Source organism: Streptomyces coryli (assembly GCF_011044975.1).
In the GTDB taxonomy this organism is placed as follows: domain Bacteria; phylum Actinomycetota; class Actinomycetes; order Streptomycetales; family Streptomycetaceae; genus Streptomyces; species Streptomyces coryli.
On record NZ_JAAKZV010000152.1, the window covers coordinates 1 to 19,417 of the forward strand.

Genomic DNA, 19,417 nt, shown 5'->3' on the forward strand with positions numbered 1-19,417 from the left:
TAGTTACATGCCTCGTGGGCGCGAAGATGTGTATTAGGGACAGTCGCTACGCGACGTAACTGCACCGCGCTCCGCGCGGTGCACCGCCGGCTCCGCCGGCGGTGGGGAAGCCAACTCCGTTGGCTTCCCCACTATGAATTGCTCCGCAATTCATAGTGGTTCGAATTCGCTCCGCGAATTCTTGGCTGGCTACGGGGTGAGCGTAGGGGTGGCGGGCTTGGTTTTCCATTCCCGTGAGGTGCGAAACAGCTATCCTTATCCCGGGATGCGGAGACCAAGTGGTCGAACAGAGGGATTACCTTGGTGCTGGCGCGCGTAGTTCCCTCATCGGAGCACCTCAGATGGGTAGTTGGAGGGTGCTTCTCCGGGGTGGGAGCGGTGCTGGCTCTGTGTGTCCTCTTGCAGGTAGTTCGCCTGTAGGGGGCAGCGGGATGCTGCTCAGATATGCGGGAATGGAAAATCCTTTGAGGAAACCCTTCGTCAGGAGAATGGAGAGGCGAGGGCAACTGGTCCGGTAACGTGTGCTGGTTTGTGCTCGCTTGTGGCTGCCGGCACCGTCCGGGTGCGGCCTGACGCGCCATCACGCTTTCATCTAGTTGATTACCTAGGGTGAGAGTTCATGGCAGTTGAACAGGTGCAGCAAGATCTCTAATTGGTCTAATCCAATTTAGATGTGGTGATCTTACCGGTGTGGAGAGATCTGGGCCGCGGTGATCCGCTCTAGCCGCCGGAGCCGAGACGACTGAACGCCCAGCGAAGCGCCTCCCGGTCGACACGCGCACGGCCCAGACGCTCGAGGGCTGTGTGGGTGTGGGCGGTCAGGCGGGCCCAGTCGCGGAAGTTGCCGTGCGCGGCGTGCTGGTCGGCGAAGGTGATGTCGTCAGGGTCGGCCTCGGCCCAGATCGGGTGGTACAGCGGAATGGCCTCGAGGACTTCATCGGGACTCAGGCGGGTGAAGCGCTGCCAGATGTAGATCCGGGAGGACAGCATCGGCTCCTTGCGCAGCGCGGCGTAGCAGCCGTCGCCGCCGACGAAGACGATTGCGAGCTGGGTGTAGGGGTCGTCCCAGAGGTAGCGGCAGTACTCCAGCTGCTCGCTTGAGAGCCACTGGGCCTCGTCCAGGACGAGGGTACGGGGGGCAGTGGCGAGGGTGTCTTTGAGTAGGTGGTCGAACTCGGATGGGTAGCGCGGGGGTTGGCCGGGCAGTTCGAGTGCGGCGAAGAGCTCGTGGCGTACCGCGCGGGTGGTCGGGCGGGCGTGGAAGGTGATCCGGCGGATGTCCTCATCTGGTTCGAGCTCGCGCAGGCAGCTGGTGACTGCGACGGTCTTGCCAAAGCCGGCACCGCCGTGGAGGCACATCATCGCCCGGGCGGTGATCGTGTCGGCGAGGTTCTCCCGGGCGGCCAGCAGCGCTTTCGTGGTGACCAGCCGTGCCTCGGGCAGCGTCACGTACTGGTCGGAGGGCGCGGGCGGCAGGTGACCGGTCATGGCGAGTCCTCATGGGTGGGGTCGGGCGTCGGCCCGGCAGTTCGGGTGCCCGAGCGCAAGGAGGCGGGGGTGGCCCAGTCGGCCGGCGGTGGTGCGGGCGGAATCAGGTCCGGCAGCGCTAGCGCGGACAGATCGGTGTCGTGGTGCTCGTCGAGTTCGCGGGCGGCCGCGGCGGCGGTCATGGTGTTCAGGCGGCGGGCTGGGGTGGCTTCGGTGGTGGGGGCGAAGCGGTCCCGGCGCAGCCGCTCCGCGGCTTTGGCCTCGGCCCGTAGACGCCGGGCCCGCTGGGTACGAGCGCGGCGCAGCGTGGCGAGCTGCTCGGGCGTGGCTTGGTCGGCCAGGTGCGCGGTGCCCAGTCGGCGGCCGTGCGGTGTGCAGACTTCGATCTCGTGGCCGTGATGGGGCATGAAGCGCACCGTCACCTCGCGGCCGGCCTGTCCGGTCATCCAGTCGGCGATGTAGTCCCGGTTTTGGAAGCGCACTCCATGGCTGGTGATGGTGCGGGTGCGGCCGTCGTCCTCGAGCGTGAAGGCCCATACGTCCGCCGGTAGGACGTCGTTGAGCGGGGTCGCATCGGCCTGCCAGGCCTCAAGCGGCGTGGCGCCGCCGAGGCCGTCGGGTTGGTGTTCGGTGTTCCACCACCGCGTCCATGCCAGCAGTTCCTCGGTGAACGCCTCAAACGACAGCACGGGCGCTGCCGGGCGGCGGTCGGGGCGGCGGCGCGGCTTCTTCGGTGTGTAGCCGGGCAGGGCGGCGAACAGCATGCGGGTGGCGTTGCGGTTGAGGTTCTCGATGCTGCCCTTCAGGTGCGGGCTGTAGGGCGGGAGAACGGTGATGTCCGCGTCCAGGGCGGTCAGTGCCGTGGAGACGGTGCGGGAGAGGAAGTCTCGGCCGCGGTCGAACCGTACGTGGGCGGGCAGGCCGCCGACAGGGCCGTAGGGGGCGGTGCGCAGTACGGCGGAGCGCAGCGCGGCCAGGATCGAGGCACGGGTGGGGTAGCCGGGGGTGACCGCGAGGCCGGGGATGGTCTTGGTGGCGCAGTCGATGAACCAGGTGACGTAGGGGTGGACGAGAGTGCCGTCGGCTTCTACGCGCAGCGGGGCCTGGACGTGGTCGGCCTCCCACACGTCGTTGCGCCAGGTGCGGGGGCGCTTGGCGAATACGTCGTAGGAGCGGGCGGCCTCGGGGCCGTCTCGGTAGCCGGCCCGCTCCCCCGCCGTCACATCCCGGCGCACCGCCCGCAGGAACGTCGACAACGACGGCACCGTATCCAGCACCGGCACCGCCGCAGTGGGTGCTCCGCCCGGAGGTGGCGCGGCGGGCCGTGCGGCCGAGGCGGTGGCAGAGTCCGTGGCAGGGGCGTCTGCACTCGCGTTCGCCTCGGCGGCCGCACGTACGCGGGCTGCGAGTTCGCGGTGGACCGCGGAAGCGTTGCCGTGCCAGTACGCCAGCAGTACCCGGATCTCAGGCGTGATCTCGAAGCGGCTGGTGTGACGGGCTCCGGGGCTCGCGGCGGTCTCAGGTGTGGAGGTGGCTGCGGCCAGCCAGCGCCACACCGTGCGGTCCGAGACGTTCAGGCACTGGGCCGTGGTGTGGACGTGGGCGCGGGTGAGGCGGCGTTCGGCGCGCAAAGCGAGCAGACGGCGCACCGCGGGCCGGCGCAGCGCGGTCGCCGAGACCGCGTCGAGGTAAGGAGCGGCCGGCGAGGGGGCCAGGCCTTTGGGAGGCCCGTCGTCTGGGGTGATCGTGTTCATCGGCGTGCCTGCCCTTGGGGGGTGGCTTCTTTAGGTGGTCGTGGGGCCGAGGCGGGAGCAGGCCCACGTCAGTAACGCGCGACCCACGAGGTCCACCGGACGGCGGTCCAGGGCCGCGTACATGTGGGAAGTGATCTTTGCCCAGGTGCGGAAGTTGCCGTGGGCGCAGATCTCGTCCGCGTGCAGCAGATCCTCGTCGCTGGCGGTATGCCACAGCGGGTGGAACGACCGCAGCACGGCGGGGACTTGGGCGGCTTCGAGGCGAGGGGTGTGCTGCCAAGTCAGGATGCGTGAGGCCAGCGCCGGCGCGCGGGCCAAGGTGCGCTCTGCGCCGGCGCCGCACAACACCAGGGCGGTCTGGGTGGTCGGAGCATCGACGAGCAGGCGCAGGTAATCCAGTTCCGGGACGGCGATGCGCTGAACGTCATCGATGACCAGCACACCCGGCGTGGCCAGGGCGTCGATCAGAGCACGATCCGCCGCGTCCGTCCGGCTCGTGAGGGCTTTGATCGGCAGCCCGAAAGCGGCCAGCAGCGTGGCGCGTAGCTGTGGCAGGGCCGGTTTGACCGCCACCAGCGCGTGATGGACGGGCAGGCGGCGGGCCATCAGCCGCAGCGCCCGGTGGACAGCGACCGTCTTGCCGTGGCCGGGATCGCCGTAGACACACACGATGCCGCGGGCAGCGACCGTGTGCGCGAGTGCTTCGGTCACCTCACCGAGGTGGCGCGTCGAGACCACGTGCGCGCCCGGCACGTACAAGCGCACCCCAACCGGAGGCGACGCCGGCCGGGTGCTGGGGGCGGAGTCGGCTTCTTGAACAGCCCCATCGTGCTCGGCGGCGGCCTCGGGCCGCGCCCGGTCCATCTCGCCGCCGGTGCCCGGCAGCGCCAGCTCGGCCACCGCACGGTCATAGCGGTCAGAAGATACCGGGCTGCGCTTGGGGTGGGCGGCCTGAAGCACCCGGCCCGCCCGAAGATGCTCCCGCACAGCACGCTGCATCGTCGCCAGCGACGGCACGCGCCCGGCCAGCGGTGAGGCCTCACCGGCAGCATCCAACTCCCGATGCAGCTCGGCGACGTTCCCGCCCAACGCCTCCAGCCGCGCCCACAACGCGTCATCCAGCGTGAAACCCCCACGCCGATACGTCGGTGTGAGCTGGCCCGCGCGTCCCTGAGCCAGCCACCGCCACACCGTCCGTGTCGACACCCCGGCCGCCTCAGCCGCGATCCTCACATGCACCGAATGCAGCTTCCCGGACTCCTCCAAAGCCAGCAGACGCCCGACGACCACCTGCCGCGCCAGCCGGCGCTCCTGTGACTTCGACACAGGCGGCATCCCCTCGGCGGCAGCCGGCGCTGCTCCCCCGACGGGCGCCACCGCTCCACGTGAGGGCGATAAGCCAGCACTCATACCGGCCAGCACACACCCGGCACCGACAGCGCGAGCACAGGAATGCCCATTCCCGCGTCAGCCGCACCCCAGGTGTGCTAGCCCTCATCGCTGACTCACGACAGCAGCATGGTCACCCCACGACAGCCAAGATTCCGAACTCACGGGCAGCAAAAGGCCAGACCAGCACGCCACTCCCCCGCAACCGACTCGGTGACGCCCAACCCGCTGACACCACCCAACCCACTCACAGAGGCGGTGTGTACGGCCGCCTTAACGTGCCACAGGCTCCCAGCGGTCCAGATTCAGCCATACATGCAACGCTAGTTGTAGTGCGCTCCCATTGTGTACCGCGAGAGTTGCTTTTGAACTCCAACGCGAGATTGACGTTCCGCGTCGTAGAGGCCACTAACGTGCCTGTCGTTCGTAGCAAGGGCAGCCGGCGGACGATCGGAACAGAATGCTGCCGGTTGACTACAGCACCGGATCTGGAGCCGACGAGCCGTCTGGCCTTCCAGATTTCCGGGAAACAACGGGGAGAAATTACATGGCGACACGAACGCTCAAGCGCACCATGGTGCCCGCAGTTCTGGCGATCGCGGGATTGGGTATCTCGTCCCTCTCTACTGCCGAAGCTGCACAAGGCGCAGGTACTTCGCCTCAAGCTGCCAAGGCTTCGGCGGGCGCAAGCACGGCTGGTTCGAGCGGCGCCGATTCTTCGGTGGTGAGGGATTCGCAACTGACGGCGTCGTTGCCGTCCACGGGTACGCGGGTGATCGAGTGCCAAGCGGTGGCAGAGGATCCGTTCACGTTGACAGCGACGAGCAAGGACATTCACGCTTTGGGTAGGGTGACGGGCTGCAACAAGAACCCGGACTCCTGCAAGCTGAGTGCGGACCTTGAGCAATACAACGGAAATACCGGCACCTGGTCTGTGGTGAGCCGTACAGACGGAGACTGGGTGAAGAACTGCAAGAAGGGTTGGTTCGGTGGAAGGCCCCGCACGGACTCTGTGTACACCTGCACGCACACGAACGATACACAGTGGGCCTATCGCACGGTGATCGAGTTTGCGATCGAGGAAGACGACCGAATCAAAACTGAAGTCTCCTATAGCACCAACAATAAGCTCTACTGGTGCTTCTAGTAGCGCGGCCTGCCCGCTTGGCCGACGTCGGCCAAGCGGGCGTCGCAGCAGTGCCCACTCTTCGCGGCTAGTCGATGTGGTTGATGGTCACGTCCGGCCGGCCTTCGACGTCGTGTCACCCATCGCTGGTCTTCCTCTGCTCGTGCCTTGGTGACATGTCGTTGACGCTGGGTGTGCCTGTCAGGGGGCGCTTCTCGATTGCTGATCGATGCCGCTGCTCTCGCCGGGTGAGGATCAGCGGTGCGGTCAGGAGCGTGGCTGCTAGGAGGATGGCGGTCGCGGTGGTCAGTGCCGTGGTGTAGCCGTGTACGGCGCCCGCACTGGCGGCAGCGTGTGGGTGCGCGGTCAGGTAGGTCGCCGCGGCGGTGGCCGCCAGGGTGTTGAACAGGGCCGTGCCGAGGGCGGCGCCGAGTTGCTGGCCGGCGTTGTATGCCGCTGAGGCGGCGCCGATGTCCTGCCGGTCGATGTCTGCCGTCGCCAGGCTGGCCGTTGGGGGCATGACCAGGCCGAGGCCGAGGCCGGTGAGTAGCAGTGCGGGCAGCAGATACAGTCCGAAGACCTCCGTGGTCTGTGGCGTCAGTCTGGTCAGCAGGAAGATGCCGGCGGCCGCGGCGAGCAGGCCCGGCAGGATCAGCACCGCCGGGGATGCCCGGCCGTGGAGCCGCCCGGCGATGAGGGTCGAGGCGAGCAGCGTGGCCAGGGCGTTGATGATCAGTGTCAGGCCGGCCTCGACGGGTGAATAGCCGAGGATGGTCTGGGTGTAGTAGCTCATGAAGAGGTAGAAGCCGAACATCGCGACGAACATCAGTGTGATCGCGAGGAACGCGCCGCCCCGTGCGCGATGCAGCAGGATCCGCATCGGCAGCAGTGGGTGGGGCGTGCGCAGTTCCATGGTGACGAACACGGCCAGCAGCAGCGCTCCGGCGGCCAGGAGCGCGAGCACTTTTCCCGAGCCCCAGCCGAACGAGGCGGCCTCGTTGAAGGCATAGACGACCGCCACGAAGCCGGCGGTGCTGAGCAGGGCACCTGGCGCGTCCAGCCTCTTGGTCTTCCGGCCCGGCCGGTCGCGCGCCACGAGGGCGGCGCCGAGCACGGCGAGCAGCGCGAGGGGGACGTTGATGTACAGGCACCAGCGCCAGCCCACGTACTCGGTCAGCAGCCCGCCCGCGATCAGTCCGATGGCCGAGCCCGCGGCGCCCACTGCCGCGAACACCCCGAAGGCGCGGCCGCGTTCGCGCGGCTCGGTGAAGGTGATCGTCAGGAGCGAGAGCCCGGCGGGCGCGAGGGCGGCGGCGAATACGCCCTGCAGGGCCCGCGCCCCGAACAGCATCTCGGGGCTGATGGCGGCGCCGCCCAGTGCGGAGGCGGCCGCGAAGCCGAGCAGTCCGATGATGAACGTACGCCGGTGGCCCAGTGCGCTGCTGACCCGGCCGCCGATCAGCAGCAGCCCGCCGAAGGCCAGTGCGTAGGCGGTGATCGCCCACTGCCTGCTGGCATCGGACATCTCGAGCGCCCGCTGCGCGGAGGGCAGCGCGATATTGACGATCGTCCCGTCCAGCACGACCAGGAGCTGGGCCGCGCTCACGGCCAGCAGGGTCCACCGCCGGCGTGCATCGTCCTTCACCATTCCGCTCCCCTAACGACGTACGAGTTTCCCTAACAGTGTTCGTTGCGTCGAACACGGTACTACACTGGCCGGACCGGTCGATGCGGCCGGAGCGGGCGTCGAGTGAGGTGCGATGGGCAAGGCGGAGGCGGGAAATGACGTGTGGAGCGTCTGGCTGCGGCCCCGGCGCGACCGGCGGGGCGAGCCGCCGCTGACGCGGGCCCGCATCGTTCAGGCGGCCATCGCCCTGCTGGACGAGGAGGGAATCGACCGGCTCACCATGCGGCGGCTCGCGGAGCGCCTCGATGTGGTCGCGCCCTCGCTGTACTGGCACGTCGACACCAAGGACGACGTGATCGACCTGGCCGTCGACGCGATCTTCGGGGAGGCGCCGCCGAAGGCATCCGCCGGCCGCGCCGAGGACTGGCGCGAAGACGTCACCGCAGTACTGGCCTCCTGGCGCGGTGCACTGCTGCGTCACCCCTGGGCCGCCGCCGTGCCGGCCCGGCGGCGGCCCACCATCGGTCCGCACTTCCTCGCCGGAATGGAGATCCTCCAGGCGACACTCGTCCGCGCCGGCTTCACCGGAGACGCGCTCTCGGCTGCGACCTGGGTTCTCTACAACCACGTCATGGGCGCGGCTTCATCGCAGGCCACGCTGCGTATCACCGATGAGGAACGCCGCCTGGGACAGGAGCAGTTGAAGACGGCCGGCGACCGCTACCCGACCCTGGCCGCCAATGGCTACCTCTACGACGACGACTGGGACGGCAGCTACCGCACCGGCCTTGCCTACCTCCTCGACGGCCTGGAAGCGCAGCGCCGACCGGTCTGACCGCTACATCCCTGACGGAGGCGCTGTTGCTTTTCACCCGGGACATTCTGGCCAAGATCGTGTCCGGGCAGGTCGATCTGGCGTTCCGCAGCTGGCGCAGGCCGAGTGTGCGGCGCGGCACGCAGCTCCGCACCGAGGCCGGTGTGGTGGAAGTCGGGGAGGTAACGGCCGTAGCTGCAGCGGACATCTCCGAGCGGGACGCGCGGCGGGCGGGATACGCCGGCCGGGCCGAGCTCCTGGCCGACCAGCGGCCCGGCACCGACCGCCGGCTCTACCGCATCGGCGTGCGGTACGCCGGTGCGGACCCGCGGGTCGCGCTGCGTGCACAGACCCGTATCCCGGCCGCCGAGCTGGACGAGATCATCGAGGACCTCGCGCGGATCGACGCCCGCAGCAGACGCGGGCCATGGACCCGGGAAGTCCTGGAACTGATCCATGACCGCCCAGGGGTCCGTGCCGGTGAACTGGCCGCCCTCGCCGGACAGGAGACCCTCCGCTTCAAGGCGGATGTGCGCACCCTCAAGGAGCGGGGGCTCACCGAGAGCCTCGCCGTGGGGTATCGGCTCTCACCACGCGGAAACATGGTCATCGAGCGGCTACGCAAAGCGGCGGAATAACAGCGTACGGAATTCGCGGTGCAGTCGTCCGCATGAGCCGAGCAACCTTCGCCGAGGAGGACGCCGGGGTCCGGGCGTCCGTCGCGCAGAGGCCCGGGCGCTCGGACGCAACGGGACGGCTGGCCGATGCGGTGCTGTCAGGCGCGGCCACTGGGCGTGATGATGTGTTGAGTGACTTTCCGAGCGCTGGCAGCGCCCAGCTGTCTCTGGGGTGCTCGAGGCGGATCAGCCCGTTGGCTTTCAGGTGGGCCAGGCCGCGGCGGACGACGCCCTCGAGGTGGGGGCCGGGCCGGTGGTCGAGGTAGTGCTGGTACGACTTGCCCTGTGGTGACCGCAGTCGGGCGTCGGTGGCGTCGCGCAGCGCGGGTTTCTCGGCGTCGGCGAGGCGCAGCGCCAGCTGGCCGCAGCCGCGCTCGGCAGCTGGGCCTATCGGCGTACAACCCCGGGCGAACTTCGGATGTCTTCTACGTCACAGAGATACGGGCATTGCTCGCCTCATGGGAAGTGAGGCGCCTTGGTCCGCCATCCCCCACGGACACCTCGCCGCGACCGGACAGTGCGCCGCGGACCACCTTGAGGACCTGGGAGGTTCTCCTTGCGTCACATCAAAAGCGCGGCCCTCGCGTCCGCGACGCTCCTGACCCTGGGCGGCGGCGCTGTGCTCGCCATCCCTGCCGCCCAGGCGGCGGACCCGCCGTTTCCGTCCATCGGCTGGCAGCAGCGCAACACCGACTTCGACGGCAACGGCTACGACGACGTACTGATCGGCGCCCCCGGCGCCACGGTGGGCGGAGCTCGGGGCGCCGGCTACGTCACCGCGCAGTACAGCTCGGCCGACGGCATCAGCACCACCAAGAAGAGCATCCTCCACCAGAACACCGCGGGTGTCCCGGGCGGGGCCGAGGCCGGTGACGCCTTCGGGCGGGCCGTCGCCACCGGAGACCTGGACCTCGACGGCTACGACGACGCGATCGTCGGCATCCCGGACGAGGACCTGGCCGGGAAGTCCAACGCAGGCGGCGCCGTCGTCTTCTGGGGCTCGCCGACCGGACTCCACGGGTCCGACAGCGCATGGCTGCAGGACCCCGACGGGCCCCGGGCCGGCGTGAACTTCGGGCGGGCGATCGAAGCGGCCCGGTACTTCGCCCCGGACCCGGCGAACCCCGACGCCCACCTGCGCGACTCGATCGCCGTGCTGGCGGACGACGCGCTGCTGTTCTTCACCGCCCCGCCCGGCACGGCGGAGCCGCAGATCAAGATCTCGGACCGCAGCCTGCGGGCACAGGACGTCGCGCCGAAGGCCTCCGGCTTCGAGTTCCGCAACCTCAGCCACGGCAACTACAACGAGGACTCCTGGGCCGACCTGGCCGTCGGCGGAGTCAGCACCGGCGACCAGCCGGGCATCGGTCAAGTGCAGGTGCTGCACGGCGCGCCGGACGTCGCCGACCTCGGCGACGGCGGCACGCTCGACGGCGGCCCGGCCGTCGTCTCCGGCGACTGGGACGGCACCGGCCAGGACGACCTCGTCATCAACGAGACGGGCCCGAACGCGCCGCTGGGCGGCGGGATCAAGCTCTATCTGGGCAGGGGCGACCTGGCCGGGCTCGAGCCGGAGCCGGTGTCGTACTGGCACCAGGATTCCTTCGACCTCCCCGGCACCGCGGAGGCGGGCGATGAGTGGGGCAGTGAGCTGTCGGCCGGCGACACCAACGGCGACGGCCTCCCGGACCTTGCGATCGGCGCTCCCGGCGAGGACATCGGCAGCAAGGCCGACGCGGGCGCGGTGGCGGTGCTGCGCGGCTCGGGGGCGGGTCTCATCGCCGCCGGCGCGAAGGGCTTCAGCCAGAACACCGCCGACATCCCCGGCACGGCGGAGTCCGGTGACCGCTGGGGCAGCCAGGTGCGGCTGAGCGACGCCAACAAAGACGGCGTCTTCGGCCTGCTGGCGTCGGCCCCGGGCGAGAACACCAACGACGGCTACGTCTGGGTCGTCCCCGGCTCGTCGTCCGGCCTGAAGGCCCCAGGCACATGGACGTATGGCGCCGCCCACCTGGGGGCACCGGAGGCGAACGCGCTGTTCGGCGCGGCGATCGACGAGTAACCGGCGTCCCGGCCCCGGCGGCCTCGTGCCGGCGGGGCCGGGACTGAATGAAGTAGCCGTGCGCGGCGTGCTGGTCCGCGAACGCGATGTCTTCCGGGTCGGCTTCGGCCCGCATCGGGTGGTACAGCGGAACGGCCTCGCGGACCTCATCGGGACTCAGGCGGGTGAGGCGCTGCCGGATAGATCCGGGAGGACAATGTGGGCTCTTTGCGCAGCGCGGCGTAGCAGCCGTCGCCGCCGACGAAAATGATCGCGAGCTGGGTGTAGGGGTCATCCCAGAGATATCGGCAGTACTCCAGCTCGTCGCCGGCCGGCCATTGGGCCTTATCCAGCATGAGGGTGCGGGGACCGCTGGAGAGCGGGTCTTTGAGCAGGCGGTCGAGTTCGGACCGTCCTGGGAGCGGCCCGCGGGTTCGTTGGTGACCCCGATCTCAAGCTGCTCGCGGTCTGTCCCCCCTGGGGTGGGCGCAGGCCTCCCCCGGGCTGCCGAGAGCGCACATACTGTCCGCCATGTCGGTCTCCGTAACTCCGGCCTGGCTCCGGATCGAAGCATGGCTGCGGGAGCACGCACCCCGCACCTTCGCATCGCTGCCGCAGCCGGCGGCGCCCGAGGCGATCGCCGAGGCCGAAGCGGTGCTGGGGCTGTCGTTCCCCAGGGCGCTCGTGGAGTCGCTGCTCCGTCACGACGGGTCGGGTGCCGGCACGCTGCTGCCCACCTGGTGGGCGCTGCACGCAGTGCGCGGCCTGACGGACGACTGGCAGCAGCGGATGCGGATCAACCGGGATGACGGCGCCGCCTGGGACCCCGAGCGGGAGTACGGGCCGTGGTGGCACGCTCAGTGGATCCCGATCGCATGGGATGGCAGCGGGAACTCCATGGTGATCGACCAGCGTGACTGCACCAAGCAGGGACGTATCGGCATCGCCGACCACGAGGTCGGCACCCACTTCGAGCCGGTGGGGTGGATGGCCTCCCTGCCCGCGCTCCTGACATCGGTCGCGGTCGGCCTGGAGGAGCGGATGTGGGCCGGCGGCTATGTGCCCCGGGGATCCGACGACGGTGAGCTCGAGTGGGTGGAGGAGAGCACCGCCGAGGAGGAGGACGAGCCACCGCGGTACGGGAAGTTCGGGCGGTTACTGCCGTGACGTAGGTGTTATCGGCACGTTCCCGGGGTCCTTTGCCCCAGGTGGTTATGACGTGGTGAACGAGCGGCATCCGTCGGTCGGTTCGGGAGGCGAGTCGGCGGGCGGCAGCACCGGTGATCGTCCACCTGGGCAGGTCCAGACGTCGGGCTGGGTCTCTACCCTGCCCGGTTGTGACCGATGACGTGCTGAACTACGCGCAGCCCGGCCCCTTCACGACCCTGGATGCGGGGCAACTCCCGCTTATCGAGGGACTGCCCCACGACCCTGTGGGCATCTGCACCGCTGTTCAGAGCCTGGTCATCCAGCCCACGGATGCCTCAGCTGCCTCAGCGTCGGGGATCACCGAGGACCGGATCGCGGAGAAGAACATCCGCCCGGTCAACGAACTGATCACCGCCCTGACCGCCCTGGACCCTGCTCCATTGCACCAGCCCCGCACGTCACAGACCCGGGTTGGTCGGCACCTGCCGCCACTTCGCCACCATCGCCTGCGCGATCTTGCGGGCGCGAGGTGTCGCTTCCCGGGCCCGCTGCGGTTTCGGCACCTACTTCCAGGAAGGCCGCGGCTACGACCACTGGATCACCGAGTACCGGGACGACGACCAGCACCGATGGGTGCGCATCGACACCGAACATCTCGGCAAGGACTTCGTCGAACGCCCGGAGCATCTCGCTCCAGATGAGTTCCTCACCGGCGGCGAAGCATGGCTCCGATACCGCCGCGGCATGATCGACCCGCAGACGTTCGGGGTTCCCGGCACCGATCACGCCTGGGGACCGCACGAGATCAGCGGCAACGCCGTCCGTGACCTCGCCTCGCTCTGCAAGCAGGAGACGCTGCCCTGGGACGAGTGGGGCCGCATGACCGAGGCTTACGAGGGCAGGACTGGACCCGGTTACGACCAACTGATCGACAGGGTCGCCGACGCCAACTCGAAGGACGATCCGTCAACTCTGGCCCGTCTGTTCGGCAACGAAGATCTGGCCGTCCCCCAGCGCATCATCAGCTGAGGGCGCGGCCAGCTGAAGCACTCATGGTCAGTTGGGGCGCAGAGCCACACGAATGAGATCAGCCCCCGAGAGCGCCTTTCGAACTCACCGCCATAGTCGCCCAGGGCACCTCGGAGTCGACCCATCCGCTCGCCGGTCTCGCGCGAACTACTACCGCCGGCGGCCTTCGCCCCGCACACCTCGCAACGAGAGGAAAGCCCATGAGCCGGAGAACTGTCCTGGCGACCACGACCCTCGTGGCGGCAGTGGTCCTCGCGTTCGTCGCGACAGTCGCGGGCACGCCCACTTCCGATCCGACATTCCGAGCCGGCGGCAGGACCATGGGAACCGGCGCTGAAGTCTTCTAGCGCCGGCCCGGTAACGAGCTCTAGGACTGGTCGGGCGGCCCGCCGTCCCGCACGTGCTCGACGATGACGATCAGCAGCCACCACGTCAGCGCCCCGACGCCGACGCCGACGCCGAGCGCTCCGAACAGGCAGCCGAGCACCGCGCTCCAGGTGTAGCCGTCAGGGGCCCCCAGCCCGACGATGCCCGGGACGACGTAAGAGAAGATCGGCACCTCTGCCGCGAAGAACAGAATGACCAGCGCTACGCGGTAGCGGAACAGGTTGCGGCGCGAGATCACCCCCTGCGCGTCCATGAACAGGCGCGGCAGTAGCAACATGATCACGATCAGCGGCGCCGCCACCACGACCATGCCGCCGACGTGGCTGAAGGACATGTTCCACGCGCTGCCGCCCTCGGTACGGATGGCGTGGATTCCCGGCACGAGCACCGTCGCACCGGCCGCGAGGCCGGCCACCGCGCTTACCGCGATAACCGCGGTCTGTGCACTGTCGCGCATGCTCACACCCCCGACCGGCGAGCCTACGGCCCGGCGGCAGCGGACAGCAGACCGCGCTGTCCGACCCCGGATCAGCCGCTCGGTGCCACCTATCGGCACCGTCCACCGTAGGCGGCGCGGCCTCGACCGTCGCCTCCGGCTGCTCCTTCTCGCCGTCGTCGGGTGCAGGTTCTCAGACGTCGACGGGCGGCGAGGGCTGCGAGGTTGCGGGTTTGAGGGGCTGGCCGCGGCCGGCTCGGGGCGCGGCGTCGGCGTCTTGGCGAGAGTGACCGGGCGGCGTTCGTTGCGTACGGGCGGGACGGCCCGGGGGATGGATGGGGCGGCCGGCGAGGGCGATCCGCACGTTCTGCGTGGTGTCGAGCGGGTGGCCGATGGCGACGACGGCGTGCCCCGGGGGCGAGACGGCGCAGCGTCTCCGCTGCCACCAGGCGCTCGTCGACGGGCCGCAGCTGGGAGTGGCCGGTGGCGCCGGCGGCGCTGCCCAGAGGTCCTGCGTCGTCCTGGACCTGGGCAGTGCCGAGCTGCGCGAAGGGCGCCTCGCCACGTTCGAGTTCGAGTTCGAGTTCGAGAAGACCTTCGCGAGCACATCCACGGCGTCGTCCACGGGGCGCGGTCCAGCGCTCGGCTTCCACCCTCGCCCGGCTCCGGGCCGTCACTCCTTCGAGTCCCGTCGGTGCGCCGCCGCTGTGCTTTTGTCGCCGACCGGTAGACACCAGAGGTCACGGGCCTCAGGTGCAAAGGCGGAGCGCTGCATGCGTATGTTCCAAAAGTCACGTGCCGCAGTCGGCATGAGCGCTGCGGCGTGCGGTCTCGTCCTCGCCGCCGGGCCGCCGGCGGCAGCGGAAGGCAAGTGGTGCAACCACTCCGTCTGCATCGAGACCTACGATCACGGAACCTATGCGGGCCGGGTCGAAGTGTCGGTCACCAACACCAACCAGCCGAACAGGATCAGCGCACGCGTGTGGACCACCAACGGCTGGTCCTCCCCCACCAAGGTCGAGGATGTGGGCGCCTTTCGCACGTATCGCGACCAGGCCTACCCGCAGCGGCACTTCCCGGCCGGCACCCGGCTGTGCGCCGAAGGGTTCCGCGGCGGGCACAGCGTGGGGCTGCCCTGTGTCACCCTCACCAACTGATCGACCGGATGCCGATCGCGCTCACGCTGGGCGGGCCGGACCTGCTGATCGCGGTGTCGTGGCGTAGCGGCCGGTGTGCGATTCCTGCGCAGCGGGTGGGCGGCTGGTGGGAATCTGTGAAATCGGCCGGTGCCGCTCGTCGCCCCGCTCGCTCCCGCGTTCAACGGGCCGGGCAAGGGTCAGAACCCATCTGAACCTGCTGTGGGCACAACTGTGGCCAGTCGGTGCTGCGGATCTGGCGGTGGCGGGTCGCTGCAGCACCGGCTGTCGGCGCTGTCAGCTCCCGCTGGACGGCTCCTCCACGGTGGCCGGCGGTGGGCCGTTGCGGAGTTCCTCGCGCCACACCGAGCGGTCGTAGTCCGCAGGGTCGGTGGTGTGCAGGAAGTCCAGTACCACTGCGGCGAACCGGTCGGGCTCATGGTGGTGGGGGAAATGGCCGGACGCCTCGAAGATCTCCAGCCGGCTGTCGGTCAGCGCCTCGTGCGCCGCCGCCGCGTGCGCCACCGGGATGATGCGGTCCCGCCCGCCCCAGATGATCAGCGTGGGCAGATGCCGCGCCAGATAGCCCCGGTCGAGCATGGTGATGTGCTGGCCGCGCAGATCCACCGCCGCCCGGACCGTGCGCAGGAAGGCGCGCCGGGCAGCGGCATCGGCGAAGCGCCGGTAACGGTCCATGACATAGGGCAGATCCGGGCCCAGGCCCCCGCCGCCGGCCAGCCGGACGACCGGCTCGGCGAGCGCGGCCACCGCCTGGGCCAGCGGCGAGGTGAGCAGATACATCCCGGCGAACGCCCCCGGCCCCGCGGCCAGCCGGAACATCGGATGCACCTCGGGCCCCATACCCGCGCTGCTGACCAGCACCAGCCGCTCGCACCGCTCGGGGAACTGGTAGCCGAACTGCATCGCCACCCCGCCACCCAGTGAGTGCCCGACAACGCTGACCCGGTCCACTCCGAGCACCGTCAGCAGATCCCGCATCCCGCAGGCGTACGCGGCGATGGCGTAATCGGCCCGCGGCCGGGCGGACTCGCCGTGCCCGAGCAGATCGGGCGCGATGACGGTGTAGTGCTCGGCCAGCGCGGGCATCACCTGCGACCAGGTCCCGGAGCTGTCCGCGATTCCGTGCAGGAGCAGCAGCGGCGGCCCCTCCCCCGCCATCCGGTAGGCCCGCCGGTAGCCATGCACCTCTCGGTACTGGAGCACAGCGCCGATCCTGGACCGCGGACGTTTCCGGGCCGCTACCCCGCGATGTGCACGGCGTGACCGCTCCCCCGCTGGGCGAACCGGGCACCGCTTCGAGAACTTCAAACGCCCGCTCCCACACTGTCCGGGTGCCGCCGGCGATGCGGTGCAACAGACCGCTGGGTGCGGCAGTTCAGGGCTTCTTGGTGGCCAAGGAATGGCTTCCCACGCCCCCGCGCATGGGCGTAACCCGGCAGGGGCCGGCGCGGCGTGCGGGTTCACTTGAGAAGACGCTCGGGTACACAATGGAAGCCGCGGATCGTTCGCGACCGTGCTGACCCGGACCAGACGGAGGCCGGCATGGTGTCGCGACACCCGAGCGCCGAACACCCCGCCCCTTTCCTGGAACTGCACTGGGGTGGGCTGCACGTGGTCGTTGAGCACGTGCCGTATCGGCTGCTGACCGTGATCGGCGGGGCGGTCAGCGCACTCGGCGCAGTGATGTGGTTCGGCGGATGATGCCAGGCGCCGCGAACCAGAATAAGACGGGCTTCGACGACTTCACTGCGGCAGGCAACAGCGGTGTCCCGCCTCGCCTCGCCTCGCCTCCGAACACCCATCCGACGTCGACCGTGAGATTTCGGCACGAAATCTAAGGCCCCTTCAGGTGTGCTTATGCACCGAAGCCGACGGCGGTGACGTAGCTGTAGGCGTCCCAGCTGGAGTCGAGATCACAAATGATGTCGTCCCAGATCTCGTCCAGGGTCCGCTCGTCCTCGTTCAGCCAGGCGTCGACCATGTCGTCCCAGACGAGGCGGACGTTGACCGAGCGGATGGGGATGTCGCGGCGGCGCTGCGCGATGACGCCGCGCTGCTCGACCGGGTAGATCTCCATGCGGGTGCCGCGGCCGCGCGCGTTCAGGCGGCCCTTGAGATCCTTCGCGACGTTGCGGCGGCGCAGGTCCCAGTAGGCGGCATCGATCCGGGTCAGGTTGACGCGGGTGGGGTGGGCCTCCTCCGACAGCCACCGCATCAAGGTGCGCGGGGTGACATCGATCCCGGCCCGTGCCATCGCCGCATAGCCCGCGGGTGAGGCGGTCAGGTACTTCAACCTCGCGTGCAGGCCACGCTCGGTGGTGACCTCAGAGACGATGCCGGTGAGCAGCTCGTCCAGCTGACGGGCCAGAGCCTGCTTTCCGGGCACGCCCTCGGCGCCGTACTGGCCGAAGGTCATCCAACGGCCCGCCATCAGCGCCCACCCCCAGCAGTGGTGCCGCCGATGGTGTAGGTGTCCTTGACCTTGACCTCGGCCAGGCCGCGGCCCTCGTCGAACACCTGCCGCCAGTCGCCGCCGGTGACGTGCAGCTCGTCGGTGCCGGCCATCTGCACCACCGCCAGCCCGGCCTCATGCGCCTTGTACGCCTTCCACCACAGGTTCGCGAACGCCTGGGAGTGGATGATGTGCATCCACTCCGGGCGCTCGATGTCCCGGTTGTGGCTGGACTCCCCGCAGGTCGAGACGAACTTGGAGTACATCGACTTCACGTACTCCAGCGTCATCGCATCGTTGTTGGCGAGCGCCTCCTCCCTTACCGCGGCGAGGGTGGCGCGGAACTTCTCCAGCAGGCTCTCCGAGCCGGCCGCCGTCCACGACTCGTGAATCACCGGCGGTGCGCAGAGCTCGTACCTCGGACCGGAGGCGCGCAGCAGCAACCGCAAGGTGGCGTCGGTGACCCACAGCTCCCCCGGGGTGTCGCGGTTGCCGATCGGGTTCGGCAGATCTGCGTGGGTCCACTCCGGCGGGGTGATCAGGTAGACGCCGGAACGGCGCCGGTCGTAGGCGCCGCTCGTGTCGTGCTCGAGCATCTTGTGCGGCAGGTGCGCCTTCAGCGCGGCCAGGTAGGCGCCGTTCATGTCCAGAACCGTCACCTCGCGGGGAGGGCTGGCCTTGTCCTTCAGCAGGGCGGTGTTGCGCCACTTCGGGCGCGCTTCCCAGATCTCATCCGCGCCCTGCTTGGAGCGCTTCTTGAGGATGTCCGGGCGCGGCGGGCGGAAGAGCACGTCGTAGCGCGAGGCCACCCGCGTCAGGTGCCACAGCGCCATCGCGTCCGGGATCGCCCGCTTCACCAAAGCGGCGGTCGCCGCTTCCATGTCCCCGCCGGCCTTGGTGGCCTCGGCGACGACCACCTGGTGGATCTCATCGACCGGTAGCTCGCTGCCGCTACCGGCGCTTTTCGTCCGCTGAGAGGCGCTCTGGCGCGGCGGGTGGGAAACGGGTCGCACCGCCGGCGCTTCCGGCGGCTCGGGTGGGGCGGCTGCCGGTTCAGGCCCGGGGCTCACAACGGGCACCGCCGCCCGGCCGGCGGGCGGCGGCTGCGGTGCGGTCGGGGTGCAGTCGGCCGGGTCGAGATGCTGGGTGAAGCCTTCCACCACGTCCGTGGCCGGCCGGCCGCACAGCACACACGGCCCGGCCGGCCCGGCCGGCCCGGCGGCAGGCGCCTCCTCGGCAGCCGCGGGTGGCGGCGCAGGCTGAACGGGTGCTTCGGTCAAGGCCTGCGGCGGCACCTCGGGTGCCGAGGCGGCCTGCGGTGGGTAGAGCTCGGCGAGCTTGGCCAGGAGGCGGGCGTATGCCTTGCGTTCCGCGCCCCGCGGGTCGGCCTGCGTCCTCGGGTTCTCGCTCTCCCAGGCCCCCACGGTCGCGCGGCGCACATGCAGCGCGGTTGCGACGTCCTCCTGGCGCAGTCCGTGCGCCTCACGCAGCCGCTTGCGTTCGCCCGGTGGGGGCAACACCACGCTCTGGGTGAGGAGTTCGTCGACCGCGTTGTAGAGCTGGGCCGTCTTCTCGTCGGGCATCCGGCACCTCCCGGCCCACACCCTAGGCCATCCGTACGCCGCATGTACGGTCCGGCGTACGGTCAATGGGGTGACCGCCCCCCCCTCTACTGTTCCTCCCTGCTGCCCCTCTCTGCCGCCTTCCGGCGCGGACAGCGGCAGCCCCGCAGAGCCGCGCGCCGGCAGGGTCCGGCAAGCCCGGCGGGCCCGGGGTGCCGGCAAAGTCCGCCAGGAACCCTTCGGAATGCTTGACCACCCCTCCCTTCTCGAGGGGCGCCCAGGAAGGACCAGCCGAGGCGCCGCCCGCCGCGGACGGGCGGCGCCTCGGC

The 19,417-nt window shown here is 69.7% G+C and carries 17 protein-coding genes; 8 read left to right on the plus strand and 9 right to left on the minus strand.

Annotated elements, in window-relative coordinates; translation table 11 throughout:
- Positions 1-720: 720 nt before the first annotated feature.
- Genes G5C51_RS27365 through G5C51_RS44130 form a run of 3 tightly spaced genes read right to left on the minus strand, consistent with a single transcriptional unit; the run spans position 721 to position 4,568 of the window.
- On the minus strand, positions 721-1,488 hold the full coding sequence (locus G5C51_RS27365) for an AAA family ATPase (protein WP_165240902.1): 768 nt from the start codon (positions 1,486-1,488) through the stop codon (positions 721-723).
- A complete protein-coding gene (locus G5C51_RS27370) occupies positions 1,485-3,242 on the minus strand; it encodes a Mu transposase C-terminal domain-containing protein (RefSeq protein WP_165240903.1) in 1,758 nt (585 codons plus the stop codon). Before G5C51_RS27370 ends, G5C51_RS27365 begins: the two co-directional genes overlap by 4 nt.
- Before the next feature lie 30 nt (positions 3,243-3,272).
- Entirely contained in the window at positions 3,273-4,568 is a 1,296-nt protein-coding gene (locus G5C51_RS44130; RefSeq protein WP_165240904.1) for an AAA family ATPase, read from the minus strand.
- A gap of 610 nt (positions 4,569-5,178) precedes the next feature.
- On the opposite strand from G5C51_RS44130, the gene G5C51_RS27380 reads away from it, so the two are divergent.
- Entirely contained in the window at positions 5,179-5,778 is a 600-nt protein-coding gene (locus tag G5C51_RS27380; protein WP_165240905.1) for a hypothetical protein, read from the plus strand.
- Between the two features lie 115 nt (positions 5,779-5,893).
- Here the strand turns inward: G5C51_RS27380 and G5C51_RS27385 are convergent, their stop codons facing one another.
- Positions 5,894-7,402: an MFS transporter gene (locus G5C51_RS27385; protein ID WP_338118315.1), complete on the minus strand. Its 1,509-nt coding sequence runs from the start codon at positions 7,400-7,402 to the stop codon at positions 5,894-5,896.
- A 115-nt stretch (positions 7,403-7,517) separates the two neighbouring features.
- On the opposite strand from G5C51_RS27385, the gene G5C51_RS27390 reads away from it, so the two are divergent.
- The 3 genes from G5C51_RS27390 (at position 7,518) to G5C51_RS27400 (ending at position 10,937) form a co-directional block, all read left to right on the plus strand.
- Entirely contained in the window at positions 7,518-8,219 is a 702-nt protein-coding gene (locus G5C51_RS27390) for a TetR/AcrR family transcriptional regulator C-terminal domain-containing protein (RefSeq protein ID WP_165240907.1), read from the plus strand.
- A 26-nt stretch (positions 8,220-8,245) separates the two neighbouring features.
- A complete protein-coding gene (locus G5C51_RS27395) occupies positions 8,246-8,836 on the plus strand; it encodes a hypothetical protein (protein ID WP_165240908.1) in 591 nt (196 codons plus the stop codon).
- Positions 8,837-9,431: 595 nt separating this feature from the next.
- Positions 9,432-10,937 carry an FG-GAP repeat protein gene (locus tag G5C51_RS27400; RefSeq protein ID WP_165240909.1) on the plus strand — a complete coding sequence of 502 codons (1,506 nt, stop codon included), beginning with the start codon at positions 9,432-9,434 and terminating at the stop codon, positions 10,935-10,937.
- 146 nt (positions 10,938-11,083) lie between these two features.
- Here the strand turns inward: G5C51_RS27400 and G5C51_RS27405 are convergent, their stop codons facing one another.
- A complete protein-coding gene (locus G5C51_RS27405) occupies positions 11,084-11,272 on the minus strand; it encodes a hypothetical protein (RefSeq protein WP_165240901.1) in 189 nt (62 codons plus the stop codon).
- 175 nt (positions 11,273-11,447) lie between these two features.
- Here G5C51_RS27405 and G5C51_RS27410 point away from each other — a divergent pair, with 175 nt between their 5' ends.
- Complete coding sequence (locus G5C51_RS27410; protein WP_165240910.1) at positions 11,448-12,083, plus strand: SMI1/KNR4 family protein; 636 nt, start codon at positions 11,448-11,450, stop codon at positions 12,081-12,083.
- 453 nt (positions 12,084-12,536) lie between these two features.
- Positions 12,537-13,094, plus strand: coding sequence for a transglutaminase domain-containing protein (locus G5C51_RS27415; RefSeq protein WP_240929957.1), 558 nt, complete (start codon positions 12,537-12,539; stop codon positions 13,092-13,094).
- Between the two features lie 367 nt (positions 13,095-13,461).
- Here the strand turns inward: G5C51_RS27415 and G5C51_RS27420 are convergent, their stop codons facing one another.
- Positions 13,462-13,938, minus strand: a complete 477-nt coding sequence (locus G5C51_RS27420) for a hypothetical protein (protein ID WP_165240911.1) — start codon at positions 13,936-13,938, stop codon at positions 13,462-13,464.
- A 788-nt stretch (positions 13,939-14,726) separates the two neighbouring features.
- On the opposite strand from G5C51_RS27420, the gene G5C51_RS27425 reads away from it, so the two are divergent.
- Positions 14,727-15,074, plus strand: a complete 348-nt coding sequence (locus G5C51_RS27425; protein ID WP_240929958.1) for a hypothetical protein — start codon at positions 14,727-14,729, stop codon at positions 15,072-15,074.
- A gap of 276 nt (positions 15,075-15,350) precedes the next feature.
- Here G5C51_RS27425 and G5C51_RS27430 read toward each other — a convergent pair whose 3' ends face one another.
- A complete protein-coding gene (locus G5C51_RS27430; protein WP_165240913.1) occupies positions 15,351-16,277 on the minus strand; it encodes an alpha/beta fold hydrolase in 927 nt (308 codons plus the stop codon).
- Between the two features lie 339 nt (positions 16,278-16,616).
- Here G5C51_RS27430 and G5C51_RS27435 point away from each other — a divergent pair, with 339 nt between their 5' ends.
- Positions 16,617-16,775, plus strand: coding sequence for a hypothetical protein (locus G5C51_RS27435; RefSeq protein WP_165240914.1), 159 nt, complete (start codon positions 16,617-16,619; stop codon positions 16,773-16,775).
- A gap of 154 nt (positions 16,776-16,929) precedes the next feature.
- Here the strand turns inward: G5C51_RS27435 and G5C51_RS27440 are convergent, their stop codons facing one another.
- Positions 16,930-17,505 (minus strand): transcriptional regulator, encoded by a 576-nt coding sequence (locus G5C51_RS27440; RefSeq protein ID WP_165240915.1) that lies wholly within the window; start codon positions 17,503-17,505, stop codon positions 16,930-16,932.
- Entirely contained in the window at positions 17,505-19,109 is a 1,605-nt protein-coding gene (locus G5C51_RS27445) for a helix-turn-helix transcriptional regulator (RefSeq protein WP_165240916.1), read from the minus strand. Before G5C51_RS27445 ends, G5C51_RS27440 begins: the two co-directional genes overlap by 1 nt.
- Positions 19,110-19,417 lie beyond the last annotated feature (308 nt).